The following is a 24,851-nucleotide window of genomic DNA, read 5'->3' as shown; positions in this document are numbered from 1 at the left end:
CGTGAGCGAGGGAACCGCGCAGCGGCGGACGGGGCTGGCGCAGGGCCGGGGAGTGCAGAGGGCGCGGCCAGGCGTCCTCTGCCCGGTCGACGTGCCGGGGCACAGGCTGCTGCCGCAGCTGACGGCGAACGGAACCGGCGCTCAATCGGCGCCCCGCAGCTGACGGCGAACGGAACCAGCTCCGGGGCAGCAGCGCGCGGCTGTGCGCTAAGCAGCGCGGGGCACCGGAGGGGTTCCGCCCGCCAGGCTTCCGGCAGTTTCAGCGGCGTTCCCGCACGCGGACGGGCTAAGGGGCGGGTGGGCGCGCCCCTTANTTCGCTCCTGCTCACCCCGCGCTCTCGCCGGCGTCCTGCCGGCTCGCCCTGGCCGTCACTCTGCGCCCGGCGCTGCGGATGGCGCCCTCCTCCCCGCCTGCAAATTCATTTTTTCATTCTTAAAAGTGGCGAAGCCTGAAGTTCAGGCGCAGGTCTGCCAGCCACGAAAAAACATCATAAAGAAAAAAAGAGCGGCAGCGGCGGGAAGCACCGCTCTCCCCGCCTGCAAACCCTTCTTTTTGTTTTTTAAAAGCGTTGCGGTGTGGTCTGAAGCTTTTCACGAAACCTTCAGCCATAAAAAACATAAGGAAGAGAAAAAAGACAATCAGCGGCGGGAAGCGCCATCCGGGTCCGCCGAGGGAGGGCACGATTCCGGGATGAGCCGGCAGGACGCCGGCGAAAGGGCGCGGTGAGCAGGAGCGAATGGCGGCCGGTCCCGGGGAAGCGGGCGTGAGCGAGGGAACCGCGCAGCGGCGGACGGGGCTGGCGCAGGGCCGGGGAGTGCAGAGGGCGCGGCCTGGCGTCCTCTGCCCGGTCGCCGTGCCGGNGGGAAGCGGGCGTGAGCGAGGGAACCGCGCAGCGGCGGACGGGGCTGGCGCAGGGCCGGGGAGTGCAGAGGGCGCGGCCTGGCGTCCTCTGCCCGGTCGCCGTGCCGGAGCACAGGCTGCTGCCGCAGCTGACGGCGAACGGAACCGGCCCCGGGGCAGCATCGCCGTGCCGGAGCACAGACTGCTGCCACAGCTGACGGCGAACGGAACCGGCGCTTAACATTACCCGCAGCTGACGGCGAACGGAACCGGCGCTTAACATGCGCCCCGCAGCGAACGGAACCGGCGCCCGCGCCCGCGCCCGTGGCGAACGGAACCAGCTCCCGTCACAGATCCTGCTTATACACCCTCACCTGCTCGGCGGGAAACTCCAGCGCTTCGCAGACATACTCCCAGCCGTGTCGCTCGTAGTAACCGGCAAACGTTGACCAGAGCCAGATACGTGCGTGGCCGCGCTCGCGGGCGAAATCGATCACGTGCTGCTGCAGCGCCTCACTCACGCCCTGACCGCGTGAGGCGGGATCGACATAGAGCGCTGCCGCCCACGGCCAGAGATCCTGGCGGCTGATCAGATCGCAGCGCCAGAAACCGATAGTGCCCAGCGGAATATCGTGCGCGTCCAGTGCGACAAACGTCACCGGCAGATCGGCACCGTTCAGGCTGCTGCGCACGACACTGTGATAGAACTCACGCGTCGTGCCATCGCCAAACGCCTGCCATAGCCAGTCGGTTATCTGACTGGCGTGATGCGGCACGCTGCTGAGCGGCATAATACGCATCAGTTCAGCTCCAGCGCCAGCAGCTCCTGAATCGTCTGCGCGCGGCGGATCTCACGCACGCTGCCGTTTTCAAACAGCACTTCCGGGATCAGCGGACGGCTGTTGTAGTTAGAGGACATGGAAGCGCCGTAAGCACCGGTATCGTGAAAGACCAGATAGTCGCCCGGCTGCACGGCAGGCAGCGCGCGGGTCTCCACCTTGCCGCCCTCCTGCTGGGTAAACACATCGCCTGATTCACATAGCGGCCCGGCCACCACGCTCTCCTGCGTGGCTGCCTCCGGCGTGCTGCCATCGGCTGGCAGCACCGAAATATGGTGATAGCTGCCATACATAGCCGGACGCATCAGATCGCTAAAGCCTGCATCAACCAGCACAAAGTGGCGGCTGCCCATCGCTTTAACCGCTCGTACCTGTGAAACCAGTACGCCCGATTCAGCTACCAGGAAGCGTCCCGGCTCGATTTCCAGCTTTACCGGATGCCCAAGGTGGTCGGCAATGCGATCGCGCGCGCGGCTCCAGAGGCCAAAATAGTGGTCGGTATCGATCGCCTCTTCACCAAAATGATAGGGAACAGAGAGACCGCCGCCGGCTGAGATGGCGCTGAGATCCTGACCAAACGCAATCACCTGATCGACCATGGCGTCACACACCTGCTGCAGATGCGCATAATCCACGCCGGAGCCGATATGCATATGCAGCCCCACCAGCTGCAGACCGTGCTGCTGAATCGCAGCCAGCGCCAGCGGCAGATCGCCATACCAGATGCCGTGCTTGCTGTTTTCGCCACCGGTGTTGGTTTTCTGGCTGTGACCGTGACCAAAACCAGGATTGATACGCAGCCACACTTTATGGCCTGGCGAACGCGCGCCCAGCTGGTGCAGCATATCTACCGAACCGGCGTTTACCGGTACCTGCAGCTCAGCCACGCGCTCAAGCGTCGGCAGATCCAGCAGGTCCGCCGTAAACACAATGTCCTCACCGCCCGGCTCAAATCCCGCCGCCAGCGCGCGTTCAATTTCACCCAGCGAGACGGAATCGACTTTTACCCCGGCCTGACGCATCAGGCGCAGAATATGGATGTTTGAGCAGGCTTTCTGCGCAAAGCGCACCACATCAAACTGGCTGAGCTGCGCAATACGCTGCTGAATAATGGCGGCGTCATAGGCCCAGAACGGACCGCTGTAGCGCTGCGCCAGCGGCAGCAGATGGGTAGCGTTAAGCGCAGATTCAGTGGTGTCTAACGGACGTGGCATAACAATTCTCCTGTACTGTTGCCCCCATTTAGCCACACCACATCGATTCACAGAAATATCTGTTTTAGCGGCAGCTATGCAAATATGATATGCCTTTGGCGGAGGAGCGATGGCGAACATCAACTGGCGACATATCGAAATTTTTCATGCGGTGATGACCAGCGGCAATCTGACGCAGGCCGCCGCGCTGCTGCACACTTCGCAGCCCACCGTCAGCCGTGAGCTGGCGCGTCTGGAGCAGCAGCTGGGGCTGACGCTGTTTGAGCGGGTGCGCGGTCGTCTGCAGCCCACGATGCAGGCGCTGAGCCTGTTTGAAGAGGTGCAGCGCTCCTGGTACGGACTGGACCGGATTCTGGATGCGGCAGAAGGATTACGGCAGTTCCGGCATGGCGAGCTGTCGGTGGCCTGCCTGCCGGTATTTTCCCAGTCGCTGCTGCCGCCTCTGCTGCAGCCCTTTATGCAGCGCTATCCGCAGGTGAATCTGAACATCATTCCGCAGGAGTCGCCGCTGCTGGAGGAGTGGCTGTCGGCGCAGCGCTACGATCTCGGCCTGACCGAGACACAGCACGCGCCATCCGGCACGGAACGCCTCACTCTGCTGACCTGCGATGAAGTGTGCGTTTTGCCGCCGCAGCATCCGCTCTGTCAGCGCGATGTGCTGACACCTGCCGATTTTCATCAGCAGAATTTTGTCAGCCTGTCGCGGCATGACAGCTATCGTCAGCTGCTGGATGCGCTGTTTCTGGAACAGAAGGTTGAGCGGCGGCTGGTGCTGGAGACGCACAGCGCCGCATCGGTATGCGCGATGGTGCGCGCCGGGGTTGGTTTATCGATTGTAAATCCGCTCACCGCGCTGGATTACGCGGCGAGCGGCGTGGTAATGCGGCGTTTCAGTATCAGCGTGCCGTTTACCGTGAGCCTGATCCGCCCGCAGCACCGGCCCGCCTCTGCGCTGGTTGAGCGCTTCTGCCACCACCTGCAGCAGCAGGTGGCGGCATTTCCGGGGCTTATCGCCGCGCAGCTTGCTCAGACGCGAACCGTAGCGCCCTGACCGTTAGCGTTGCGAAAGGTGATGACACACACCACCAGACCGACAGCGGCGATGGCGGCGGCCGCAACCGGCACTGCCGTCAGGCCGTAGCCGCGCGCGATAACGGCGCCGCCCACCCAGGCACCCAGCGCGTTGCCCACGTTAAAAGCAGCGATGTTCAGCGTGGAAACCAGATTCGGTGCCTCTTTGCCGTGGCGCACCACGTTGATCTGCAGGCCGGGTACGGTGGCAAACGTCGCCATGGCCCACAGGAACAGCGTAATTTCAGCCAGCCAGAGCGCATGGCTGGTCCAGCTGAAGAGCAGCGAGAACAGCGCAATCAGTGAGAAGCTGAGGATCAGGCTGAATGAGACTTTCCAGTCCGCCAGCTTGCCGCCAATGATATTACCTGCCGTCAGGCCGGCGCCAATCAGGAACAGCGTCCAGCTCACGCCGCGGTCGCTGATGCCGGTGACCTGAAGCAGCAGCGGCGCAATATAGCTGAACAGCGCAAACATCGCGGCGGCAAAGCAGACCGTCATCAGCAGCGACAGCCAGAGTCGTCCGTTGGCCAGCGCACCAATCTCACTGGCCAGATGAACCGGCTTCTCTTCTTTATTTGCCGGCAGGCTGACAATCAGGGCGATAAACGCCAGAATGCCGATAATCGCCACGCCCCAGAAGGTGGCACGCCAGCCAAACAGCTGACCAAACCAGGTGCCAAGCGGTACGCCAAGCACGTTTGCCAGCGTCAGTCCGGTAAACATCAGCGCCACCGCTGACGCCTGACGGCCGGGCGCCACCAGGCTTGCGGCCACTACCGATCCAATGCCAAAGAACGCGCCGTGGCAAAGTGCGGTGACCACCCGCGCCAGCATCAGCAGGTTATAGCTATAGGCCAGCGCGCAGAGCACGTTACCGATAATAAAGATCACCATCAGCAGGCTCAGCGTACGCTTGCGCGGCAGGCTGGCGGTCAGCAGCGCCATAATCGGCGCGCCAATCGCCACGCCGAGCGCGTAACCGCTGATCAGCCAGCCGGCTGAAGGAATCGACACCTGCAGATCGCCTGCCACTTCCGGCAGTAACCCCATGATGACAAACTCCGTGGTGCCAATGGCGAACGCACTCAGCGCCAGCGCCAGTAATGCAACAGGCATAACACACTCTCCCAAGATAATTTTGCAGGCGGGCCGTACTGCGAACACAGCACGGTAAAACAGAACGCTTATTAATATTTGAACTGCGTCACGCTGCATTAAAGCACAGCCCTGGCAGCGCAACCACCCTGTGCGCCGCAAGGCTATGTTGCCGGCGCGGCAATAATCAGCGCCGGTCCGGCTTGTGGCGCGGTGGCGGATAGTGATAGCGTTGCCCGGTTTTCAGCCGGCGGAAGCGGGTAACGGTCAGGACGCAGCGCGCAGGTGAGCGCCCCACAGGAGAAAAAAGAGATGCGCTGGATAATTGCGCTGGCGGCGTGCTGCCTCAGCGGCTGCTCGGTCGGACACTATGAATACAGTAAAGAAGCTGCGCGCCGGGTGGATATGACCGTTACCGGTATTCCCACTATTCTTGGGGTCGGCACGCTGGGCACGACTATCCCGCTGACCGCCGACTACAGCCTGACGGCGGCACACGTGGCGAAATACTCACTGTATCGGGTAAAAGCCTGGCACCCCGACTGCGATCTCGCCGTGGTTTACCATAAAAACCGGGCGGGCAACCTGCCGCCGGCGTTCCGCAACGGCCACATCGGCGATCGCGTGAATCTTTATGGCTATAGCTTTATCTCTGCCCTGCCGGTCGCCTCCAGCGGAGAGAACCTGGTGAATACCACGCTGGTAAACAGCTGGAACAAAGCAAACTGTGTGGTGGTGGCGGCCAGTGCTGGCGTAGTGAAAGGCATGTCGGGCGGCGCAGTCTATAACGCCAGTGATGACACGCTGGCTGGGGTGATCACCGGATACAGCCGGCGGATCGATGATAACCAAAGCGGAAAAACGCTGTATAGCGATGTGGCACTCTACATACCCTATGCGCGCTTTCAGACGTGGCTGGCAGAGGCGATTGCGCCGTGATAACTGCTGCCCGACTCTCCCCTGCGGGAGAGAGACGGGCAGCGCCTGCCGTTACTTCGCCGTCGGGCGCAGCGCCGGGAACAGGATCACATCGCGAATGGTGTGGCTGTTGGTAAACAGCATTACCATACGGTCGATACCGATACCGAGGCCAGCCGTTGGCGGCAGTCCGTGCTCCAGCGCGGTTACGTAATCTTCATCGTAGAACATCGCTTCATCATCGCCGGCATCTTTTGCATTCACCTGCTGCAGGAAACGCTCTGCCTGATCTTCAGCGTCGTTCAGCTCTGAGAAGCCGTTACCGATCTCGCGACCACCAATAAAGAACTCAAAGCGGTCAGTGATTTCCGGATTCTCATCATTACGGCGCGCCAGCGGTGAAACCTCTGCCGGGTATTCGGTAATGAAGGTAGGCTGAATCAGATGGGCTTCCGCCGTCTCTTCAAAGATCTCCGTTACCACGCGGCCCAGACCCCAGCTTTTTTCCACTTTGATATGCAGCGCACTGGCGATCGCTACCGCTTTATCAAAGTCTTCCAGGTCAGCCAGGTCCGTTTCCGGGCGATATTTTTTGATCGCTTCACGCATTGTGAGCTTCTCAAAAGGCTTACCGAAGTCAAAGGTATGTTCGCCATAGGCCACTTCAGTGGTGCCCAGTACGTCCTGCGCCAGCGTGCGGAACAGGCTTTCGGTCAGCTCAATCAGATCTTTGTAATCTGCATACGCCATATAGAGTTCCATCATGGTGAACTCAGGATTATGGCGCGGCGAGATGCCTTCGTTACGGAAGTTACGGTTGATCTCAAACACGCGATCGAAGCCGCCCACCACCAGACGCTTCAGATAAAGCTCCGGCGCAATACGCAGATACATATCGATATCCAGCGCATTGTGATGGGTGATGAAAGGACGCGCAGAAGCGCCGCCCGGGATCACCTGCATCATTGGCGTTTCCACTTCCATAAAGTCGCGGTTTACCATGAACTGGCGAATACCCGCCATGATTTTCGAGCGTACCTGAAAGGTGTGGCGCGATTCATCATTGGAGATGAGATCAAGATAGCGCTGACGATAGCGCGTCTCCTGATCAGCCAGGCCGTGGAACTTGTCCGGCAGCGGACGCAGCGCTTTGGTCAGCAGGCGCAGTTCTGAGATATGGATTGAAAGCTCGCCGGTTTTGGTTTTGAACAGCTTACCGCGTGCACCCAGAATATCGCCCAGATCCCACTTCTTGAACTGCTCGTTGTAGACGCCTTCCGGCAGATCGTCACGGGAAACGTAGATCTGGATCTGACCGCCAACATCCTGCAGCGTGGCAAACGACGCTTTACCCATGATGCGGCGCGTCATCATACGACCGGCAACGCTCACTTCCACGCCCAGCGCTTCCAGCTCTTCGTTGCTCTTGTCGTCATAGCTGGCGTGCAGCCGATCGGAGGTGGTGTCACGACGGAAATCGTTGGGAAACGCCACGCCCTTTTCACGCAGCGCGCTGAGTTTTTCGCGACGCGCTTTCAGTTCATTATTTAACTCAAGTGCGGCGTCAGCGTTCTGCGGTTGTTGTTCAGACATGTCGGTTCCTTATAGCCCTGCTTTTAAACTTGCTTCAATAAAACGATCCAGATCGCCATCCAGCACCGCCTGAGTATTGCGGGTCTCTACGCTGGTACGCAGATCTTTGATGCGGGAGTCATCCAGCACGTAAGAACGAATCTGGCTGCCCCAGCCGATATCTGATTTGTTCTCTTCTGCGGCCTGCTTGTCAGCATTTTTCTTCTGCATCTCATACTCATAGAGCTTGGCGCGCAGCTGTTTGAAGGCCTGGTCTTTGTTCTTGTGCTGTGAACGGTCGTTCTGGCACTGCACCACAATGTTGGTCGGCAGGTGGGTAATACGCACCGCAGACTCCGTTTTGTTAACGTGCTGACCGCCCGCACCCGATGCGCGATAGACGTCAATGCGCAGATCGGCCGGGTTGATATCGATATCGATATTGTCATCCACTTCCGGATAGATAAACACCGAACTGAATGAGGTGTGACGACGGCCGCCGGAGTCAAACGGACTCTTGCGCACCAGGCGATGGACGCCGGTTTCCGTACGCAGCCAGCCGTAGGCGTAGTCACCAATCACCTTGATGGTGGCGGATTTAGTGCCCGCAACTTCGCCTTCCGACTCTTCAATGATCTCGGTTTTAAACCCTTTGGCTTCTGCCCAGCGCAGATACATACGCAGCAGCATGCTGGCCCAGTCCTGCGCTTCCGTACCGCCAGAACCTGCCTGAATATCCATATAGCAGTCGGCGCTGTCATACTCGCCTGAGAACATGCGGCGGAATTCCAGCTCACCCAGCTTGACTTCCAGCGCGTCGAGCTCAACCACAGCTTCGTTGAAGGTTTCTTCATCGTCCGCTTCAACCGCCAGCTCCAGCAGGCCCTGCACATCTTCCAGACCCTGGTGCATCTGATCGAGGGTTTCAACAACGGCTTCGAGCGACGCGCGCTCTTTGCCGAGCGCCTGCGCGCGTTCAGGTTCATTCCAGACGTCCGGCTGCTCCAGCTCGGCGTTTACTTCTTCGAGACGTTCTTTCTTGGCATCGTAGTCAAAGATACCCCCTAAGAACGCCGCTGCGCTCGCTGAGGTCCTGGATACGATTTTTGACCGGATTAATTTCAAACATGGCTTTTCAGTCTTTTTTGGCGATACGGTGAGAAAAGATAAAGTAACGCATGAGTTTACCCGAAAGTGCGCGCGGTTTGTAGCGGCGCGCGCGGTCAGAGCGGCCAGATATGATCGATTATCAGCTGCACAGAACGGTTACCGCGATACTCGTTGATATCCAGCTTATAGGCCAGCTCAACCTGCCGCACGCTGGTATCCGGCCAGAGACGGGTATCAACATTAAACGCGATCCCGTCCAGCAGCGGTCCGCCGCCGAGCGGTTCCACCATCACCTTCAGGTGACGCTCGCCCACCAGCCGCTGCTGCAGCAGTTTAAATTTGCCGTCAAACACCGGTTCCGGAAACGCCTGTCCCCACGGCCCCGCCTCGCGCAGCATTTCAGCGGTATGCAGGCTGAACTCCTGCGCGTGCAGCTCCCCGTCTGACCAGACCACGCCCTGCAGCGCTTCCCCATCCAGCCACTCATCAATCAGCGCGGCAAAGCGCTCACGAAACGCATCATATTTATCCGTTTCCAGCGAGAGGCCTGCCGCCATCGCATGGCCGCCGAACTTGATAATCAGCCCCGGATAGAGCGTATCCAGCCGCTCCAGCGCGTCACGCAGGTGCAGTCCGGCGATTGAGCGACCCGATCCTTTTAGCGTGCCATCGCCCGCGGGCGCAAACGCGATGACCGGCCGGTGAAAACGCTCTTTCAGACGCGATGCGAGGATCCCGACCACCCCCTGATGCCATTCGGGGTGATAAAATGCCAGGCCCAGCGGCAGGTCGCTATGCTGACGCTCCAGCGCATCGCACAGCGCCAGCGCTTCGCTTTTCATGCCCTGTTCAATTTCTTTGCGCGTCTGGTTCAGCGCATCCAGCTCGCTGGCCAGCATGCGCGCCTGCGCAATATCCTCGGTCAGCAAGAGCGCCACGCCAACCGACATATCGTCAAGCCGCCCCGCCGCGTTAAGACGCGGGCCGACGGCAAAGCCGAGATCGCTGGCGGCCAGCTGACGCGCATCGCGGTTTGCGATCTCCAGCAGCGCCCGGATACCGGCGCGGCATTTACCGGCGCGAATGCGGCTCAGCCCCTGCCACACCAGAATGCGATTATTCGCATCCAGCGGCACTACATCCGCTACGGTGCCGAGCGCGACCAGATCGAGCCACGCGGCCAGATTGGGTTCGCTGCGCTGGGGAGTAAACCAGCCCTGCTCGCGCAGATGCGCGCGCAGCGCCAGCATCAGGTAGAACGCCACGCCGACGCCTGCCAGCGCGCGCGACGGAAAAGCGCTGTCGCTGAGGTTGGGGTTAACAATAGCGTCGGCGGCCGGCAGCGTTTCGCCCGGCAGATGGTGATCGGTGATCAGGACCGGGATGCCATGCGCTGACGCCGTTTCGACGCCCGCGTGCGAGGAGATGCCGTTATCCACGGTGAGGATCATCTCCGCGCCGCGCGCGCGCGCCTGCTCCACCACTTCCGGACTCAGGCCATAGCCATCGTCAAAGCGGTTAGGCACCAGATAATCCACGTTGCCGCCCATGCTGCGCAGCGCCAGCACGGTCAGTGCGGTGCTGGTCGCGCCGTCGGCGTCAAAATCGCCGACGACCATAATGCGCTGGCCGCCCGTAAGCATCCGGTGCAGCAGCGCAACCGCAGCCTCTATACCGCCGAGGCTCTGCCACGGCAGCAGATATTTTGCCCCGCGCTCCAGCTCTGCTGCGGTTTTAACGCCGCGATGCAGATAGAGACGGCGCAGCAGAGGCGGCAGGTCGTCAGGCAGGCTGGCATCAGCCGGCAGCGTGCGCCGACGCAGTTCTGTAGTGTGCATCACTGTGAATTAACCGCCCCGCTTCTGACCATCAAGCACCTGTTTCAGCTCCTGCGGACCCTGATAGCCCGGGATCATCATACCGCTGTCGGTAAGAATGGCAGGCGTACCCTGAATGCCGAACAGAATGCCGAGTTTGTAGTGCTTATCGAGATTGAGGCTGCAGGTCGCTGGCGCATCCATCTGCGGCGTATCGCCTTTCATCGCCTGATCGAACGCTTTGTTGCGATCGGCACTGCACCAGATCGCCCTCATCGCTTTCTCAACCTGACCGTTCAGCCCTTCGCGCGGGAAAGCGAGATAGCGCACCGTGATACCCAGCGCGTTGTAGTCCGCCATCTGCTCATGCAGCTTACGGCAGTAACCGCAGGTGATATCAGTAAACACCGTAATGACGTGCTGCTCTTTCGGCGCTTTATAGACAATCATTTCCGGCGCCAGCGCGGCGACTTTTTTATCCAGCAGCTGGTTGGTAACATTAACCGGCTGTGCGCCGCTGACGTCATACAGCGGCCCCTGAATCATATGTTTGCCATCTTCAGTAATGTAAATCACGCCGCTTTCTGTCAGCACGGTTTTCATGCCCGGCAGCGGCGAAGGCTGGATCTCAGCCTGCTGCAGACCTACTTTTTTCAGCGTCTGCTGAATGGCGCTGTCATCAGCCTGTGCCAGAGCGGAAAAGGCGCTGACCAGCAGTGCCAGAACGGTAAACTGTTTTTTCATCATAAGTCCTTGTTGCCGCTGCTCAGGCGCGCGGATGGTGCTGTTGATGTAACTGACGCAGCCGCTCGGTGGCAACATGCGTATAAATCTGGGTAGTCGACAGGTCACTGTGTCCCAGTAGCATCTGTACGACGCGCAAATCAGCGCCGTGGTTCAGTAAATGTGTGGCAAATGCATGCCGCAGCACGTGTGGTGACAGTTTATCGCTGTCGATACCTGCCAGCGTCGCGTAGTGCTTGATGCGGTGCCAGAAGGTCTGACGCGTCATCTGCTGCGCGCGCTGGCTGGGAAACAGAACGTCCAGCGTCTGTCCGTTTAGCAGCCACGGCCGGCCATATTCCATATAGTGCTCTAACCAGTGGATCGCTTCTTCACCTAATGGCACCAGCCGCTCTTTGTTACCTTTACCGATAACGCGCACCACTCCCTGTCGCAGGCTGACATCGCTGATAGTCAGCCCGACCAGCTCTGAGACGCGCAGACCGGTGGCATACAGCACCTCCAGCATCGCTTTATCGCGCAGCTCCAGCGGAATATCTGTGGCCGGCGCCTGCAGCAGCCGGTCTACCTGACTCTCGCTGAGATCTTTCGGCAGCCGCTGCGGCAGCTTAGGGGCGGAGAGCAGCGCGCTGGGATCGTCACTGCGCAGCTTTTCACGGTAGAGATACTGAAACAGCCGGCGCATGGCGCTCAGCGTGCGGGCTGAACTGGTGGCTTTATAGCCGCCTTCAATACGCTCGGCAAGAAACTGCTGCAGATCCAGCGCCTGCAGCGTCAGCAGCGTCAGATTGTGATGCTGCAGCCATGCGGTGAGGGTTTGCAGATCCTGACGATAAGAGGCCAGCGTATTTTGCGCCAGATTACGCTCCAGCCAGAGCGCATCAAGAAACTGTTCAATCAGATCGCTATCCTGCACGTTATCCTCTCGCCAGTGTGAAATCGTGCTCATTATGCCTTAAAGCAGAGGGGTTCTGGTACAATTGCGCCAGAGTGAGTTTCATACAGAGCATTAACCGCATGAATATCGGACTTTTTTACGGTTCAAGTACCTGTTACACCGAGATGGCAGCGGAAAAAATCCGCGACTTTATTGGTGAAGAGCTGGTGACGCTGCACAACCTCAAAGATGATGATCCCTCGCTGATGGAGCAGTATGACCTGCTGATCCTCGGTATTCCGACCTGGGATTTTGGCGAGCTGCAGGAGGACTGGGAAGCGGTATGGCCGCAGCTGCCGGGACTTAACCTGCAGGGGAAAATTGTGGCGCTGTACGGTATGGGCGACCAGATTGAGTACAGCGAGTGGTTTCTTGATGCGCTGGGCATGCTGCACGAACTGCTGCAGCCGATGGGCGTGCAGTTTGTCGGCTACTGGCCGCTGGAGGGGTACACCTTTACCAGCCGCAAGCCGCTGACCGCTGACGGCACACAATTTGTGGGCCTGGCGCTGGATGATGTTAACCAGTTTGAGCAGAGCGACGAGCGTATTGAGCAGTGGTGCGAACAGGTGCTCACGGAAACAGCTGACCGGCTTTAACGCCGGTCTGCAGCGCTGCTGAGCGCGTCCTGCGCGCGCAGCTGCCGCCAGCTGCGCGTCGTCATGGCGTCCTGCATCAGCCAGAAACGCCAGCGCTCTCCCTGCGCATTCTGCAGGGTCAGCAGCACGCCCCACGGCAGCCACTGCGCCGTCCGGGCGGTATGCCAGCGGGTTCCCCGCCAGCCCCAGCTTCCCTGCGCATCCCGCGTTAGCTCGCCGCAGCGTTGTCGTAAGCGCCACTCCGTGCGCCAGCTTTCCGCCAGCACCGCCACGGAAAGCAGCGCCTGCAGCGCATACCACTTCGCAGGCCAGACGAGCCACAGCAGAAGCGTCACGCAGCTAAAACCCGCTGCCAGATTCGCCAGCCGGGCGCTGCGTGAAGGGCGCAGGCTACATTGCCACCGGACCGCGTTCACGGTTGCGCTGCTGGATCAGTTTTACCATGCGCTTAAACTCGGGATCCGCAGGCTCGCCGTGGTCCATCATCCAGTTAAACAGATCCGGATCGTCACTCTTCAGTAAAGCAACAAACACCCGCTTATCTTCATCACTCAGCGAATCATACTCATAGTGAAAAAAAGGCATAATGGAGACATCAAGCTCAAGCATGCCCCGACGGCAGGCCCACTTAACGCGTGATTTATCATGAATATCCATGTGTCGTGTTCCACGGCTGTAAACAGTAGGGTCAGTGTACCTGCTTTTTTTGCCTGCTGCAGGCTGAGTGCTGTTTCCTGCGCAGGATTACGCAAAGTGGCAGGCTGCGTTGCCGCCTCATCACGCGATTTGTGCGCCCGGTTCCGTAAACAGGTTGCATTGCCCGGCCGCTCTTTTAACATTGAACAAACAACTCCGGACAAATTTGATTAATCAGGATGGACACATGCCGATTTTTACCCTCCCTCCCCGCCAGCCTGTCGCTGCGGCACGCCTGCCCCTGACGCTGATGTCGCTTGATGAGTGGGCGCTGGTGTCGGTACAGGGCAAAGACAGCACCAGCTACCTGCAGGGACAGCTGACGCTGGATGTCGCGACGCTGACCAGTGAGCAGCATCGTCAGGCTGCCCACTGCGACGCCAAAGGCAAAATGTGGAGCAATCTGCGTCTGTTTCATCGCGGCGAGGGATACGCTTATCTGGTGCGCCGCAGCCTGCGTGACCAGCAGATTGCTGAACTGAAAAAATATGCGGTGTTTGCCAAAGTGACCATCGAAGCTGACGATGACGCCGTCGTACTGGGCGTTGCCGGCTTTCAGGCGCGTGCGGCACTGACGAATCTGTTTGCCACGCTGCCGGATGCCGCGCATGCGGTAGTGCAGCAGGATGAGAGCACGCTGCTGTGGCTGGATCAGCCCGCTGAGCGTTTTGTCGTGGTCACCACCCCTGCCAAAGCGGAAGCGATTAAAGCAGCTCTCGAGGGCGAGGCGCAGTTCAACGACAGCAGGCAGTGGCTGGCGCTGGATATCGAAGCGGGTATTCCGGTTATCGATAGCGCTACCAGCGCCCAGCTGATCCCGCAGGCAACCAACCTGCAGGCGCTGGATGCAATCAGCTTTAAGAAAGGTTGCTATACCGGTCAGGAGATGGTCGCGCGGGCGAAGTTCCGCGGTGCCAACAAGCGCGCCCTGTTCTGGCTGGCGGGCAGCGCCGGTAAAGTACCGGAAGCGGGGAGTTCGATGGAGCTGCAGATGGGCGATCGCTGGCGGCGCACCGGCACGGTACTGTGTGCGGTACAGCTTGAGGATGGCAGCGTCTGGGTGCAGATGGTGATGAATAACGATCCGGAACCAGACGCTATCCTGCGTGCTGAAGGCGATGAAGGCGGTGAACTTACCATTCAGCCACTGCCTTACGCGCTGGACGCGTAAGAGGCGCAGAGCGGGAGGCCGTCCGGCGTCCCGCTGCAATACGCATAAAGCCGTTTACTTCACATAAAAGTAGATGGCACAGAAGTGCAGTACGCTGCCGCCGAGTACGAAGCCGTGCCAGATCGCATGGCTGAAGGGTATCCGGCGCGACACGTAAAAAATCACACCCAGGGAGTAGACCACGCCCCCCGCCGCCAGTAGCCAGACGCCACCGGCGGAAAGCCGCATCGCCAGCTGATAGATCACCACCAGCGACAGCCACCCCATGCTGAGATAGGTCACCAGCGACAGCACTTTAAAACGGTGCGCTATCGTCAGCTTAAAAATAATGCCCGCCAGCGCCAGACTCCAGATCACCACCATCAGTCCGTGTGCCAGCGGTGATTTCAGCCCGACCAGCAAAAACGGCGTATAGGTGCCGGCGATCAGCAGATAGATAGCGCAGTGATCAAATTTTTTCAGCCACGGCCGGGCGCGCTGATGCGGAATAGCGTGATAGAGCGTAGAGGCGAGGTAGAGCAGAATCATGCTGCCGCCATAGAGGCTGTAGCTGGTGATAGCAGTGATGCTCGCCTGCGTTTCCACTGCCTGCGTCAGCAGCAGCACCAGACCGATAATACCAAACAGGCAGCCAACGCCATGGCTGATGCTATTGGCTATCTCTTCGGCCAGCGAATAACCGGGCGTAATGAGTACGGGTTTTACCATGGTGCGGGATCCCTGAAGATAAAGGAGCGTCTTTTTTAACCCCTTCAGCCTAACCAGGAATATTTTCAGTGTACACATGTACGCTCAATTATTTCTGTGTCGGGGTGTGTCACCCGGCACGCGGTGCAATCTGGTACACTGCAGGCTCCTTTTGCTGCCTGAGCGATGCTCCGCATGTTTGCACACCGCGATCTCTCCAGCCTGAACGATCTTGAGATGCAGGTTTACCATTTCATCATCAAACATCCGCAAAGCGTCAGCTATATGACCATTCGCGATCTGGCGGCGCAGGCGGGCGTCTCTACCACCACCGTACTGCGCTTTTGCCGCAAGCTGCACTGTGACGGCTGGTCAGAGTTTCGCATCCGCTTTCGCCTGGCCCAGGAGCAGACCCTGCCTGCGATCCCCTCATCGGGCGCTGGCGAAATGCTGAGCTTTTTTAAAAGTATTCACAATGCCGAATTTGAGCAGCAGATTGCGCAGGCCGCGCAGATGATCCTGCAGGCCGGGCATATTTTCTTTATTGGTGCCGGCACGTCGGGCAGCCTCGGTAAATATGGCGCGCGCTTCTTTTCCAACGTCGGCAAATTCAGCCACCATATTGATGATCCTTACTATCCGGTTATGCCCGGAGTCAGTGAAAGCGCGCTGGCGATTATTCTCTCCGTTTCCGGCGAGACTGAAGAGATTCTGCGCTTCGCCAGTCAGTTCAGCCTTAACCGCTGCAAAATCATCGCCATCACCAATCACGACACCAGCTCGCTGGCAAAAATGGCGGATTTTACCCTCTCCTATCACGTGCCGCAGATCACGCTGGCCGGGCAGCACGACATCACCACGCAGGTGCCGGTCATGTACATTATCGAAACGCTGGGACGCACGCTGGCGCATATGCTATCCCCCTGAAAACACCCTGTTTTTTAACTGTGACAGGTTACATTCTGCACGCGGTGTTATAGCGTGACATTCACCGGCTGCTTGTTACACTGCGGGAAATTCTGTTTTCACCCGACGTATGATGAGGCTGAACAATGCGTGATGATTTGCAGTTACCACAAGGGTTTCTCTGGGGCGGCGCAGTAGCCGCGCATCAGGTTGAAGGCGGCTGGGATCAGGGCGGCAAAGGCGTCAGTATTGCTGACGTGCTGACCGGTGGCGCACACGGCGTTGACCGCGTGATCACCGACGGCGTACAGCCGGGCAAACACTATCCCAATCACCAGGCGGTAGAGTTTTACTCACACTACAAACAGGATGTCGCGCTGTTTGCTGAGATGGGCTTTAAATGCTTCCGCACCTCTATCGCCTGGACGCGCATCTTCCCCAACGGCGATGAAGCGCAGCCCAACGAAGCGGGCCTGCAGTTTTATGATGACCTGTTCGATGAGCTGCTGAAATATGGTATCGAACCGGTGATCACCCTCTCTCACTTTGAGATGCCTTATCATCTGGTAAAAGAGTATGGCGGCTGGGCTGACCGCCGGGTAGTCGATTTCTTTGTGCGCTTCAGCGACGTAGTGATGACGCGCTATCAGCACAAAGTGAAGTACTGGATGACCTTTAACGAGATCAACAACCAGCGCAACTGGCAATATCCGCTGTTTGGCTACTGCTGTTCCGGCGTGGTGTTTCCTGAGCATGAGAAGCCAGAGCAGACGATGTATCAGGTTATGCATCACCAGTTTGTCGCCAGTGCAAAGGTGGTGAAGCGCGGTCATGAGATCAATCCCGGTTTTCAGATTGGCTGCATGATCGCCATGGTGCCGGTCTATCCCTTCTCCTGTCATCCGGATGATGTCATGCGGGCGCAGGAGGCGATGCATCAGCGTTACGTTTTCAGCGACGTGCAGATGCGCGGCGCTTACCCCGCTTACACGCTGAAAGAGTGGGCGCGCAAAGGCTACCACATCGAGATGGCAGCAGATGATGCCGAAACCCTGCAGCAGGGCTGCTGCGACTACATCGGTTTCAGCTATTACATGAGCAACGCGGTCGATACCCGCGCCAGCGGCGTGGATGATCCGATCACCGGCTTTGACGGCGTGGTACCCAATCCGCACGTTAAAGCGTCAGACTGGGGCTGGCAGATCGATCCGGTGGGCCTGCGCTATGTGCTGAATTCACTCTATGAGCGCTATCAGAAGCCGCTGTTTATTGTGGAAAATGGCTTCGGCGCGATCGATAAGCCTGATGCAGAGGGCTTTATCGCCGATGACTACCGCATTGACTACCTGCGGGCGCATATCGAAGAGATGAAAAAAGCGGTGGCGCTGGATGGTGTTGAGCTGCTGGGTTACACGCCGTGGGGCTGCATCGACTGCGTCTCGTTCACCACCGGTCAGTACAGCAAGCGCTATGGCTTTATTCACGTCGACAAAAACGACGACGGCAGCGGCACCTTTGCGCGTTCAAAGAAAAAGAGCTTCAGCTGGTATCAGCAGGTGATCGCCAGCAACGGCGCCACGCTTTGACCGGCGATGCGGGCGGATGTCAGAGTCCGCCCGTCACGTCCAACATGCTGCCGGTGACATACGCGGCGGCATCGCTGCTCAGCCAGAGGATCGCGCGGGCGATCTCTTCCGGCTGGGCGCCGCGCCCCAGCGGAATACGCTGCGCCACCCGATCCACCCGCTCCGGCTCGCCGCCATCCGCATGCATGTCGGTATACGTGGAGCCGGGACGCACACCGGTTACCCGGATCCCCTGGGCGGCCACTTCGCGCGCCAGCCCGCGGGTCAGCGTGTCCACCGCCGCTTTTGACGCCGCATAATCCACATATTCGTCCGGCGCGCCGCTGTGTACGGCACCTGATGAAACATTCACGATCACACCACCCTCTCCGCCGTGCGCCCTGCTCATGCGTTTCACCGCTTCCCGGCAGCAGATAAAAGTCCCGGTGACGTTTGTCGCCAGCACGCGCTGGATCCGCTCAGCGCTCAGCGCCTCCACCCGGCACTGCGTAAACAGAATTCCGGCGTTGTTCACCACTATCCGTAGTGCGCCCGGCAGCTCATCCAGCTGCGCAAACAGCCTCACGACCTGCGCCTCATCAGCAATATCCGCCTGCAGCGCGCAGGCGCTGCCGCCCTGGCTGATAATCTCCCCGACCAGCTGTTCCGCATCCGCAGCCCGCTGACGGTAGTTGATTACCACGCGGTAACCCGCCTGCGCCAGCAGCAGCGAGGTGGCGCGTCCGATGCCCCGGCTGCCGCCGGTAACCAGTGCCAGATCCATATGTGCCTCCAAAAGAAAAAGGACCGGCAGCCGGTCCTTAAGGGGTCAGTTCACCGCGCTTACTGATATTCGCTCATCGGCACGCAGGCGCAGAAAACGTTGCGATCGCCGAAGACGTCATCAAGACGTTTTACCGTTGGCCAGTACTTATTCGCACTGCCTGCCGGGAATACCGCCAGCTCTCGGGTATAGGGATGCTGCCACTCGCCCACGATTTCCATTTGCGTATGCGGTGCGTTGACCAGCGGATTGTCATCAGCAGGCCACTCACCGGCGGTGACGCGGTCAATCTCCATGCGGATCGCCAGCATCGCGTCGATAAAGCGATCCAGCTCTGCTTTGCCCTCTGATTCGGTCGGCTCCACCATCAGCGTACCCGCTACCGGGAAAGACATGGTCGGAGCGTGAAAACCGTAATCGATCAGACGTTTGGCAATATCCAGCTCGCTGATGCCGCTCAGCTCTTTGAGCGGACGAATATCGAGAATACATTCGTGCGCCACGCGACCATCGCGTCCGGTGTAGAGGATCGGATAGGCCGACTGCAGACGACGCGCAATGTAGTTGGCGTTGAGGATCGCCACCGAGCTCGCCTGTTTCAGTCCTTCTGCGCCCATCATACGGATATACATCCAGCTGATAGGCAGAATGGAGGCGCTGCCAAACGGCGCAGCCGAAACGGCGCCCTGCTGCGTCAGTACGCCATCAATCTGCACCACGCTGTGCCCCGGCACAAACGGGGACAGATGCGCTTTTACGCCAATCGGCCCCATGCCCGGTCCGCCGCCGCCGTGCGGAATGCAGAAGGTTTTATGCAGATTGAGATGTGAGACGTCGGCACCGATATAGCCAGGCGTAGTAATGCCCACCTGGGCGTTCATGTTGGCGCCATCCAGATACACCTGACCGCCATACTGATGCACAATCTGGCACACCTCGCGGATGGTTTCTTCATAGACGCCGTGAGTGGAGGGATAGGTCACCATGATACAGGAGAGCGCATCGCCCGCCTGAGCCGCTTTCTCACGCAGATCGCCGAGATCGATGTTGCCCTGTTTATCGCAGGCAACCACAACAACCGACATGCCCGCCATTTGCGCCGAGGCTGGATTGGTGCCGTGTGCCGAACCCGGGATGAGGCAGATGTTGCGCCGGCCTTCATTGCGGCTTTCGTGATAGCGGCGGATCGCCAGCAGGCCGGCATACTCTCCCTGCGCCCCGGAGTTAGGCTGCATGCAGAGCGCGTCATAGCCGGTGAGCTGTACCAGCCACTGCGACAGCTGCCCAATCATCTGCAGATAGCCGGTAGCCTGTTCAGCGGGGCAGAATGGGTGCAGTTCAGAGAACTCCGGCCAGGTGATCGGGATCATCTCTGCGGCGGCATTCAGTTTCATGGTGCAGGAGCCGAGGGGGATCATTGCCTGATTCAGCGCCAGATCTTTTTTCTCCAGGCTGTGCATGTAGCGCATCATTTCTGTTTCGCTGTGGTAGCGGTTAAATACCGGATGCGTCAGATAATCACTGCGGCGCTGCTGGCCTGCCGGAATAGCCGCACTCTCCGCCGATACGGCGGCATCAAGCGTATCGATATCCAGCCCGTGCGCGTCGCCCAGAAAAATAGCAAACAGCGCCTGTACATCTTCACGGCTGGTGGTTTCATCCAGCGTGATACCCACGGCGTCAGGCATATCGCTGCGCAGGTTTACGCCAAAACTCAGCGCGCGATTAAGCACGGCGGCCTTGTCAGCAACCTCAACGGTCAGCGTGTCAAACCAGCTGGCGTGGCGCAGTGTCAATCCGCCTTTCTGCAGGCCGGTTGCCAGAATGCTGGTCAGGCGATGAATGCGCGAGGCGATGCGCTGCAAACCCTGCGGACCGTGCCAGACCGCATAGAGGCCGGCGATATTGGCCAGCAGGACCTGCGAGGTACAGATATTGGAGTTCGCCTTTTCACGACGGATATGCTGCTCGCGCGTCTGCATCGCCATGCGCAGCGCGGTGTTGCCCGCCGCATCGCGTGAGACGCCGATAATCCGGCCCGGCATTGAGCGTTTGTGCTCATCGCGGCTGGCAAAAAAGGCCGCGTGCGGTCCGCCATAGCCCATTGGCACGCCAAAGCGCTGAGCGGAGCCAAACACAATGTCAGCGCCCTGTTTGCCGGGCGCCTCCAGCAGCAGCAGCGCCATGAAATCAGCGGCCACGCTCACGACAACTTTGCGGCTGTTCAGCTCTGCTATCAGGTCGCGATAATCATGTACTTCACCACTGGTGCCCACCTGCTGCAGAAGAACACCAAACAGATCCTGATGATCGCGCGCTTTCTCTGCCCGATCGATAATCAGATCAAAGCCAAACGTTTCGGCGCGGGTGCGTACGACATCCAGCGTCTGCGGATGAATATCATCGGCGATAAAGAAGCGCGTGGCGCTCTTCAGCTTGCTGACGCGTTTCGCCATCGCCATCGCTTCAGCTGCCGCGGTGGCTTCATCCAGCAGCGACGCGGAGGCGATATCCATACCGGTCAGATCCAGCGTCAGCGTCTGGAAATTCAGCAGCGCCTCCAGACGCCCCTGCGACACCTCGGGCTGATACGGCGTATAGGCGGTGTACCAGCCAGGATTTTCCAGCATATTACGCAGGATCACCGGCGGAGTGATCGCTGCACTGTAGCCCATGCCGATCCAGGATTTGTAGCGCTGATTCTGACTGGCCATCGCTTTCAGCTCTGCCAGCGCCTGCTGCTCGGTCGCGGCGTCACCCGTGGCCGGCGGCCCGGGCAGCTGAATATCCGCCGGTACGATGGTGCTGATGAGTTCGTTTAGCGAACCGGCACCAATCGCTTCCAGCATGCTGGCCTGCTGGGCGGCGGTGGGACCAATATGGCGCTCGATAAATGCACCGTTATGTTCAAGCTGGCTGAGAGTCTGGGTCATTACAGTCAATCCTGCATCGGGCTGGGTTACACAAAGGACTTACAACAGGCAGATAAAGAAGAGGTGCCGCACTGCGACACCGTCAGAGGCTACCGGTTACTCGTCGATACTGGCTTTATAGGCGTCAGCATCAAGCATGCTGTCGAGTTCAGCTTCATCGCTGGCTTTCAGGCGGAACAACCAGCCCTCGCCATAAGGCGCGCTGTTCACCAGCTCAGGGGAGTCGGTCAGCGCTTCATTTACCGCAACAATTTCACCGCTCAGCGGTGCATAGATATCGGAAGCCGCTTTAACCGACTCCGCGACGGCGCAGTCGTCGCCCGCGCTAAACGTAGCGCCGACCTCTGGCAGATCGACAAACACCATATCACCGAGCAGCTCCTGGGCATGTTCGGTGATCCCCACGGTCCAGGAGCCATCTTCTTCTTTACGCACCCACTCGTGGCTGTCACGGTATTTCAACGTATTTGGCACATTGCTCATCGCCATTTCTCCTGAAAAATTTACTGAGCGACCGGCTTACCGGCGCGTACAAAAACGGGTTTAGTCACTTTTACCGGCATTTCGCGATTGCGGATCTCCACAAAAGCCTGCTCGCCAATACCGGCAGGCACGCGCGCCAGGGCGATGCTGCAGCCCAGCGTCGGCGAGAAGGAACCACTGGTAATCATACCCTGCTGCGGTACGCCCTGCTCATCGGTGAAGCGCACCGTCTGGCCACTGCGCAGTACGCCTTTTTCCGTCATGACCAGCCCCACCAGTTTCTCACTGCCCTGTTCGCGCTGCGCTTCCAGCGCTTCACGTCCGATAAAATCGCGATCGGCTGGTTCCAGGCTGATAGTCCAGCCCATATTCGCGGCCAGCGGCGAAACGCCTTCATCCATCTCCTGGCCATAAAGATTCATACCGGCTTCCAGACGCAGCGTGTCGCGGGCGCCTAAGCCTGCGGGTTTGACGCCGGCGGCCAGCAGCTGCTGCCAGAACGTTTCCGCCTGCTCAGCGGGCAGCGCAATTTCATAGCCCGCCTCGCCGGTGTAGCCGGTGGTGGCAATGAACAGGTCGCCTGACTGCACGCCATAAAAAGGTTTCATGCCGGCAACGGCAGCGCGCTGGCTCTCATCAAACAGCGTCTGTGCTTTCTGCTGCGCATTCGGGCCCTGCACGGCAATCAGCGCCAGATCATGACGTTCGGTCAGCGCCACGCCAAACGGTGCGGCGTGCTGCGTGATCCAGGCGAGATCTTTCTCTCGCGTGGCGGAGTTGACCACCAGGCGGAAAAAATCCTCCTGCATGAAGTAGACGATCAGATCGTCTATCACGCCGCCCGATGCGTTAAGCATGCCGCTGTAGAGCGCTTTGCCAGGCTGCGTCAGTTTTGCGACATCATTTGCCAGCAGATAGCGCAAAAACTCGCGAGTCCGTGCGCCGTGCAGATCAACGATGGTCATGTGCGATACATCAAACATGCCGGCGTCGCTACGCACTGCGTGGTGCTCATCGATTTGCGAGCCGTAGTGCAGCGGCATCATCCAGCCATGGAAGTCCACCATACGTGCACCATCCTGCTGGTGCTGCTTAAACAGAGGCGTTTGCTGAGTCATAACCATCCTGTGAAAACCAATAAGCGGGGCTCGTCTGCGCGATGATAAATCGTCCACGCAAACGTTCTCTTTCAGCTGACGTTACCACTGAAAAACAGATTTAACCATAAGAAAAACGAGGTCGAAGTCAGGCCTCATCTTTGCGGTGCCTCCCATAGCATGCAGCATAATCCGCTGCCTTTGTGTGATTAAACGCGCAGATTATGCAACTACGGGGCGATATCTCAGTAAATAAAACACGCTACCGCGGGTAACGTAAGAAATGGCATAGCTGTGCGATTAATCCTGCATGAAAATAACTAATGCGAATCTGGCAGTGAAATTAGAATAAATCAAACGAGGCATCATTATGATGCAGAGCGCTCTGTTTTAGTGCGAGCGGTGATTAAGGGGAGGTTTATGCCGGGGTGCATACGGATACGAAACGATAACACCCGGGGACGGGTTTAAACCGGGGCGCATTAATGCGCCCCCTACGGTAAGGCGGGGGCGAAACCATGACGCCCGGTATTGAGTCACCGCAGGGGCGTCATTTATGGCGCCCGGGGTAAGGCGGGTACGAAATGTGACGTCCGGGGATNGAAACCATGACGCCCGGTATTGAGTCACCGCAGGGGCGTCATTTATGGCGCCCGGGGTAAGGCGGGTACGAAATGTGACGTCCGGGGATAGATTTGAACCGGGGCGCATTAATGCGCCCCCTACGGTAAGGCGGGGGGAAATGATAATGTCTGTGTTGGGCCACCGTAGGGGCGTCATTTATGGCGCCCGGGTTAACGCGGGTACGAAATGTGACGTCCGGGGATGGATTCGAACCGGGGCGCATTAATGCGCCCCCTACGGTAAGGTGGGTGCGAAACAATAACGCCCGGTATTGGGTGTTCGTAGGGGCGCCATTTATGGCGCCCGGGGTAAGGCGGGTACGAAATGTGACGTCCGGGGATGGATTTGAACCGGGGCGCATTCATGCGCCCCCTACGGTAAGGCGGGGGCGAAACCATGACGCCCGGTATTGAGTCACCGCAGGGGCGCCATNATTTGAACCGGGGCGCATTCATGCGCCCCCTACGGTAAGGCGGGGGCGAAACCATGACGCCCGGTATTGAGTCACCGCAGGGGCGCCATTTATGGCGCCCGGGTTAACGCGGGTGCGAAATGTGACGTCCGGGGATAGATTTGAACCGGGGCGCATTAATGCGCCCCCTACGGTAAGGCGGGAGCGAAATGATGGCGCCCGGGTTAACGCGGGTATGAAATGTGACGTCCGGGGATGGATTCGAACCGGGGCGCATTAATGCGCCCCCTGCGGTGAGGCGGGTGCGAAATGTGACGTCCGGGGATAGATTCGAACCGGGGCGCATTAATGCGCCCCCTACGGTAAGGCGGGGGCGAAACCATGACGCCCGGTATTGAGCCACCGCAGGGGCGTCATTTATGGCGCCCGGGGTAAGGCGGGTACGAAATGTGACGTCCGGGGATGGATTTGAACCGGGGCGCATTCATGCGCCCCCTACGGTAAGGCGGGGGCGAAACCATGACGCCCGGTATTGAGTCACCGCAGGGGCGCCATNCGAAATGTGACGTCCGGGGATGGATTTGAACCGGGGCGCATTCATGCGCCCCCTACGGTAAGGCGGGGGCGAAACCATGACGCCCGGTATTGAGTCACCGCAGGGGCGCCATAAATGGCGCCCGGGTTAACGCGGGTGCGAAATGTGACGTCCGGGGATGGATTTGAACCGGGGCGC

General features: G+C 59.2%; 22 protein-coding genes. 6 read left to right on the top strand and 16 right to left on the bottom strand.

All coding sequences use genetic code 11. The features are described 5' to 3' along the window. Window positions 1-433: 433 nt before the first annotated feature. The 3 genes from F3I15_RS18225 to lysA all read right to left on the bottom strand — a co-directional run bounded on the left by F3I15_RS18225 (window position 434) and on the right by lysA (window position 2,894). Window positions 434-682 carry a hypothetical protein gene (locus F3I15_RS18225; protein ID WP_190315050.1) on the bottom strand — a complete coding sequence of 83 codons (249 nt, stop codon included), beginning with the start codon at window positions 680-682 and terminating at the stop codon, window positions 434-436. 506 nt (window positions 683-1,188) lie between these two features. Next, window positions 1,189-1,641, bottom strand: coding sequence for a GNAT family N-acetyltransferase (locus F3I15_RS15685; RefSeq protein WP_190315047.1), 453 nt, complete (start codon window positions 1,639-1,641; stop codon window positions 1,189-1,191). Further along, entirely contained in the window at window positions 1,641-2,894 is a 1,254-nt protein-coding gene (gene lysA, locus F3I15_RS15680) for a diaminopimelate decarboxylase (protein ID WP_150018545.1), read from the bottom strand. Before lysA ends, F3I15_RS15685 begins: the two co-directional genes overlap by 1 nt. A 109-nt stretch (window positions 2,895-3,003) precedes the next feature. Between lysA and F3I15_RS15675 the strand changes: the two genes are divergently transcribed. Further along, the gene (locus F3I15_RS15675; protein WP_150018544.1) at window positions 3,004-3,945 is read left to right on the top strand and encodes a LysR family transcriptional regulator; all 942 of its coding nucleotides are present in this window, start codon (window positions 3,004-3,006) and stop codon (window positions 3,943-3,945) included. Here the strand turns inward: F3I15_RS15675 and F3I15_RS15670 are convergent. Beyond that, window positions 3,921-5,084 carry an MFS transporter gene (locus tag F3I15_RS15670; protein WP_150018543.1) on the bottom strand — a complete coding sequence of 388 codons (1,164 nt, stop codon included), beginning with the start codon at window positions 5,082-5,084 and terminating at the stop codon, window positions 3,921-3,923. The two genes, F3I15_RS15675 and F3I15_RS15670, sit on opposite strands and share 25 nt — an antisense overlap. Window positions 5,085-5,375: 291 nt before the next feature. Here F3I15_RS15670 and F3I15_RS15665 point away from each other — a divergent pair, with 291 nt between their 5' ends. Further along, window positions 5,376-6,002 carry a hypothetical protein gene (locus tag F3I15_RS15665; protein WP_104085477.1) on the top strand — a complete coding sequence of 209 codons (627 nt, stop codon included), beginning with the start codon at window positions 5,376-5,378 and terminating at the stop codon, window positions 6,000-6,002. A 51-nt stretch (window positions 6,003-6,053) separates the two neighbouring features. Here F3I15_RS15665 and lysS read toward each other — a convergent pair whose 3' ends face one another. The 5 genes from lysS to xerD form a co-directional block, all read right to left on the bottom strand. Further along, complete coding sequence (gene lysS / locus F3I15_RS15660) at window positions 6,054-7,574, bottom strand: lysine--tRNA ligase (RefSeq protein ID WP_039380000.1); 1,521 nt, start codon at window positions 7,572-7,574, stop codon at window positions 6,054-6,056. Between the two features lie 9 nt (window positions 7,575-7,583). Further along, window positions 7,584-8,682 (bottom strand): peptide chain release factor 2 gene (gene prfB, locus F3I15_RS15655; RefSeq protein WP_104085475.1). Its coding sequence is split into 2 segments (ribosomal slippage): window positions 7,584-8,606 and window positions 8,608-8,682, totalling 1,098 coding nucleotides; the frame shifts between segments, so codons are not numbered across the junction. 94 nt (window positions 8,683-8,776) lie between these two features. Continuing rightward, on the bottom strand, window positions 8,777-10,501 hold the full coding sequence (gene recJ / locus F3I15_RS15650; protein WP_145339637.1) for a single-stranded-DNA-specific exonuclease RecJ: 1,725 nt from the start codon (window positions 10,499-10,501) through the stop codon (window positions 8,777-8,779). Between the two features lie 9 nt (window positions 10,502-10,510). Next, entirely contained in the window at window positions 10,511-11,224 is a 714-nt protein-coding gene (dsbC, locus tag F3I15_RS15645) for a bifunctional protein-disulfide isomerase/oxidoreductase DsbC (RefSeq protein ID WP_150018550.1), read from the bottom strand. A gap of 22 nt (window positions 11,225-11,246) precedes the next feature. Continuing rightward, complete coding sequence (gene xerD / locus F3I15_RS15640; protein ID WP_104085473.1) at window positions 11,247-12,173, bottom strand: site-specific tyrosine recombinase XerD; 927 nt, start codon at window positions 12,171-12,173, stop codon at window positions 11,247-11,249. A gap of 68 nt (window positions 12,174-12,241) precedes the next feature. Between xerD and fldB the strand changes: the two genes are divergently transcribed. Beyond that, window positions 12,242-12,760: a flavodoxin FldB gene (fldB, locus tag F3I15_RS15635; RefSeq protein WP_150018542.1), complete on the top strand. Its 519-nt coding sequence runs from the start codon at window positions 12,242-12,244 to the stop codon at window positions 12,758-12,760. Here the strand turns inward: fldB and F3I15_RS15630 are convergent. Then, window positions 12,757-13,176: a protein YgfX gene (locus tag F3I15_RS15630; RefSeq protein WP_150018541.1), complete on the bottom strand. Its 420-nt coding sequence runs from the start codon at window positions 13,174-13,176 to the stop codon at window positions 12,757-12,759. The two genes, fldB and F3I15_RS15630, sit on opposite strands and share 4 nt — an antisense overlap. Next, entirely contained in the window at window positions 13,151-13,417 is a 267-nt protein-coding gene (sdhE, locus tag F3I15_RS15625) for an FAD assembly factor SdhE (protein ID WP_039380010.1), read from the bottom strand. Before sdhE ends, F3I15_RS15630 begins: the two co-directional genes overlap by 26 nt. A gap of 226 nt (window positions 13,418-13,643) precedes the next feature. Here sdhE and ygfZ point away from each other — a divergent pair, with 226 nt between their 5' ends. Then, window positions 13,644-14,627: a tRNA-modifying protein YgfZ gene (ygfZ, locus tag F3I15_RS15620; protein WP_150018540.1), complete on the top strand. Its 984-nt coding sequence runs from the start codon at window positions 13,644-13,646 to the stop codon at window positions 14,625-14,627. Between the two features lie 54 nt (window positions 14,628-14,681). Here the strand turns inward: ygfZ and F3I15_RS15615 are convergent, their stop codons facing one another. Further along, complete coding sequence (locus tag F3I15_RS15615) at window positions 14,682-15,335, bottom strand: hemolysin III family protein (RefSeq protein ID WP_150018539.1); 654 nt, start codon at window positions 15,333-15,335, stop codon at window positions 14,682-14,684. Between the two features lie 174 nt (window positions 15,336-15,509). Here F3I15_RS15615 and F3I15_RS15610 point away from each other — a divergent pair, with 174 nt between their 5' ends. Both F3I15_RS15610 and F3I15_RS15605 read left to right on the top strand, forming a co-directional pair. Next, entirely contained in the window at window positions 15,510-16,241 is a 732-nt protein-coding gene (locus F3I15_RS15610) for a MurR/RpiR family transcriptional regulator (protein ID WP_150018538.1), read from the top strand. A gap of 125 nt (window positions 16,242-16,366) precedes the next feature. Then, on the top strand, window positions 16,367-17,806 hold the full coding sequence (locus tag F3I15_RS15605; protein ID WP_150018537.1) for a 6-phospho-beta-glucosidase: 1,440 nt from the start codon (window positions 16,367-16,369) through the stop codon (window positions 17,804-17,806). A gap of 19 nt (window positions 17,807-17,825) precedes the next feature. Here the strand turns inward: F3I15_RS15605 and F3I15_RS15600 are convergent, their stop codons facing one another. From F3I15_RS15600 to gcvT, 4 genes are all read right to left on the bottom strand, one after another. After that, entirely contained in the window at window positions 17,826-18,569 is a 744-nt protein-coding gene (locus tag F3I15_RS15600) for an SDR family oxidoreductase (protein ID WP_150018536.1), read from the bottom strand. 59 nt (window positions 18,570-18,628) lie between these two features. Then, a complete protein-coding gene (gene gcvP, locus F3I15_RS15595; RefSeq protein ID WP_150018535.1) occupies window positions 18,629-21,502 on the bottom strand; it encodes an aminomethyl-transferring glycine dehydrogenase in 2,874 nt (957 codons plus the stop codon). A 96-nt stretch (window positions 21,503-21,598) separates the two neighbouring features. Beyond that, a complete protein-coding gene (gcvH, locus tag F3I15_RS15590) occupies window positions 21,599-21,985 on the bottom strand; it encodes a glycine cleavage system protein GcvH (protein ID WP_150018534.1) in 387 nt (128 codons plus the stop codon). Between the two features lie 20 nt (window positions 21,986-22,005). Continuing rightward, window positions 22,006-23,103 carry a glycine cleavage system aminomethyltransferase GcvT gene (gene gcvT, locus F3I15_RS15585; protein ID WP_150018533.1) on the bottom strand — a complete coding sequence of 366 codons (1,098 nt, stop codon included), beginning with the start codon at window positions 23,101-23,103 and terminating at the stop codon, window positions 22,006-22,008. Window positions 23,104-24,851 lie beyond the last annotated feature (1,748 nt).

It is taken from the genome of Pantoea sp. M_9 (assembly GCF_008631385.1).
Classification (GTDB): domain Bacteria; phylum Pseudomonadota; class Gammaproteobacteria; order Enterobacterales; family Enterobacteriaceae; genus Pantoea; species Pantoea eucrina.
This window is presented reverse-complemented; position numbering and strand designations above follow the sequence as displayed.

Excerpts from the sequence above, each read along its gene's own strand:
- F3I15_RS15685 (WP_190315047.1), bottom strand. The coding sequence starts at position 1,641 with ATGCGTATTATGCCGCTCAGCAGCGTGCCGCATCACGCCAGTCAGATA.
- lysA (WP_150018545.1), bottom strand. The coding sequence starts at position 2,894 with ATGCCACGTCCGTTAGACACCACTGAATCTGCGCTTAACGCTACCCAT.
- F3I15_RS15675 (WP_150018544.1), top strand. The coding sequence starts at position 3,004 with ATGGCGAACATCAACTGGCGACATATCGAAATTTTTCATGCGGTGATG.
- F3I15_RS15670 (WP_150018543.1), bottom strand. The coding sequence starts at position 5,084 with ATGCCTGTTGCATTACTGGCGCTGGCGCTGAGTGCGTTCGCCATTGGC.
- F3I15_RS15665 (WP_104085477.1), top strand. The coding sequence starts at position 5,376 with ATGCGCTGGATAATTGCGCTGGCGGCGTGCTGCCTCAGCGGCTGCTCG.
- lysS (WP_039380000.1), bottom strand. The coding sequence starts at position 7,574 with ATGTCTGAACAACAACCGCAGAACGCTGACGCCGCACTTGAGTTAAAT.
- recJ (WP_145339637.1), bottom strand. The coding sequence starts at position 10,501 with ATGCACACTACAGAACTGCGTCGGCGCACGCTGCCGGCTGATGCCAGC.
- dsbC (WP_150018550.1), bottom strand. The coding sequence starts at position 11,224 with ATGAAAAAACAGTTTACCGTTCTGGCACTGCTGGTCAGCGCCTTTTCC.
- xerD (WP_104085473.1), bottom strand. The coding sequence starts at position 12,173 with ATGAGCACGATTTCACACTGGCGAGAGGATAACGTGCAGGATAGCGAT.
- fldB (WP_150018542.1), top strand. The coding sequence starts at position 12,242 with ATGAATATCGGACTTTTTTACGGTTCAAGTACCTGTTACACCGAGATG.
- sdhE (WP_039380010.1), bottom strand. The coding sequence starts at position 13,417 with ATGGATATTCATGATAAATCACGCGTTAAGTGGGCCTGCCGTCGGGGC.
- ygfZ (WP_150018540.1), top strand. The coding sequence starts at position 13,644 with ATGCCGATTTTTACCCTCCCTCCCCGCCAGCCTGTCGCTGCGGCACGC.
- F3I15_RS15615 (WP_150018539.1), bottom strand. The coding sequence starts at position 15,335 with ATGGTAAAACCCGTACTCATTACGCCCGGTTATTCGCTGGCCGAAGAG.
- F3I15_RS15610 (WP_150018538.1), top strand. The coding sequence starts at position 15,510 with ATGTTTGCACACCGCGATCTCTCCAGCCTGAACGATCTTGAGATGCAG.
- F3I15_RS15605 (WP_150018537.1), top strand. The coding sequence starts at position 16,367 with ATGCGTGATGATTTGCAGTTACCACAAGGGTTTCTCTGGGGCGGCGCA.
- F3I15_RS15600 (WP_150018536.1), bottom strand. The coding sequence starts at position 18,569 with ATGGATCTGGCACTGGTTACCGGCGGCAGCCGGGGCATCGGACGCGCC.
- gcvP (WP_150018535.1), bottom strand. The coding sequence starts at position 21,502 with ATGACCCAGACTCTCAGCCAGCTTGAACATAACGGTGCATTTATCGAG.
- gcvH (WP_150018534.1), bottom strand. The coding sequence starts at position 21,985 with ATGAGCAATGTGCCAAATACGTTGAAATACCGTGACAGCCACGAGTGG.
- gcvT (WP_150018533.1), bottom strand. The coding sequence starts at position 23,103 with ATGACTCAGCAAACGCCTCTGTTTAAGCAGCACCAGCAGGATGGTGCA.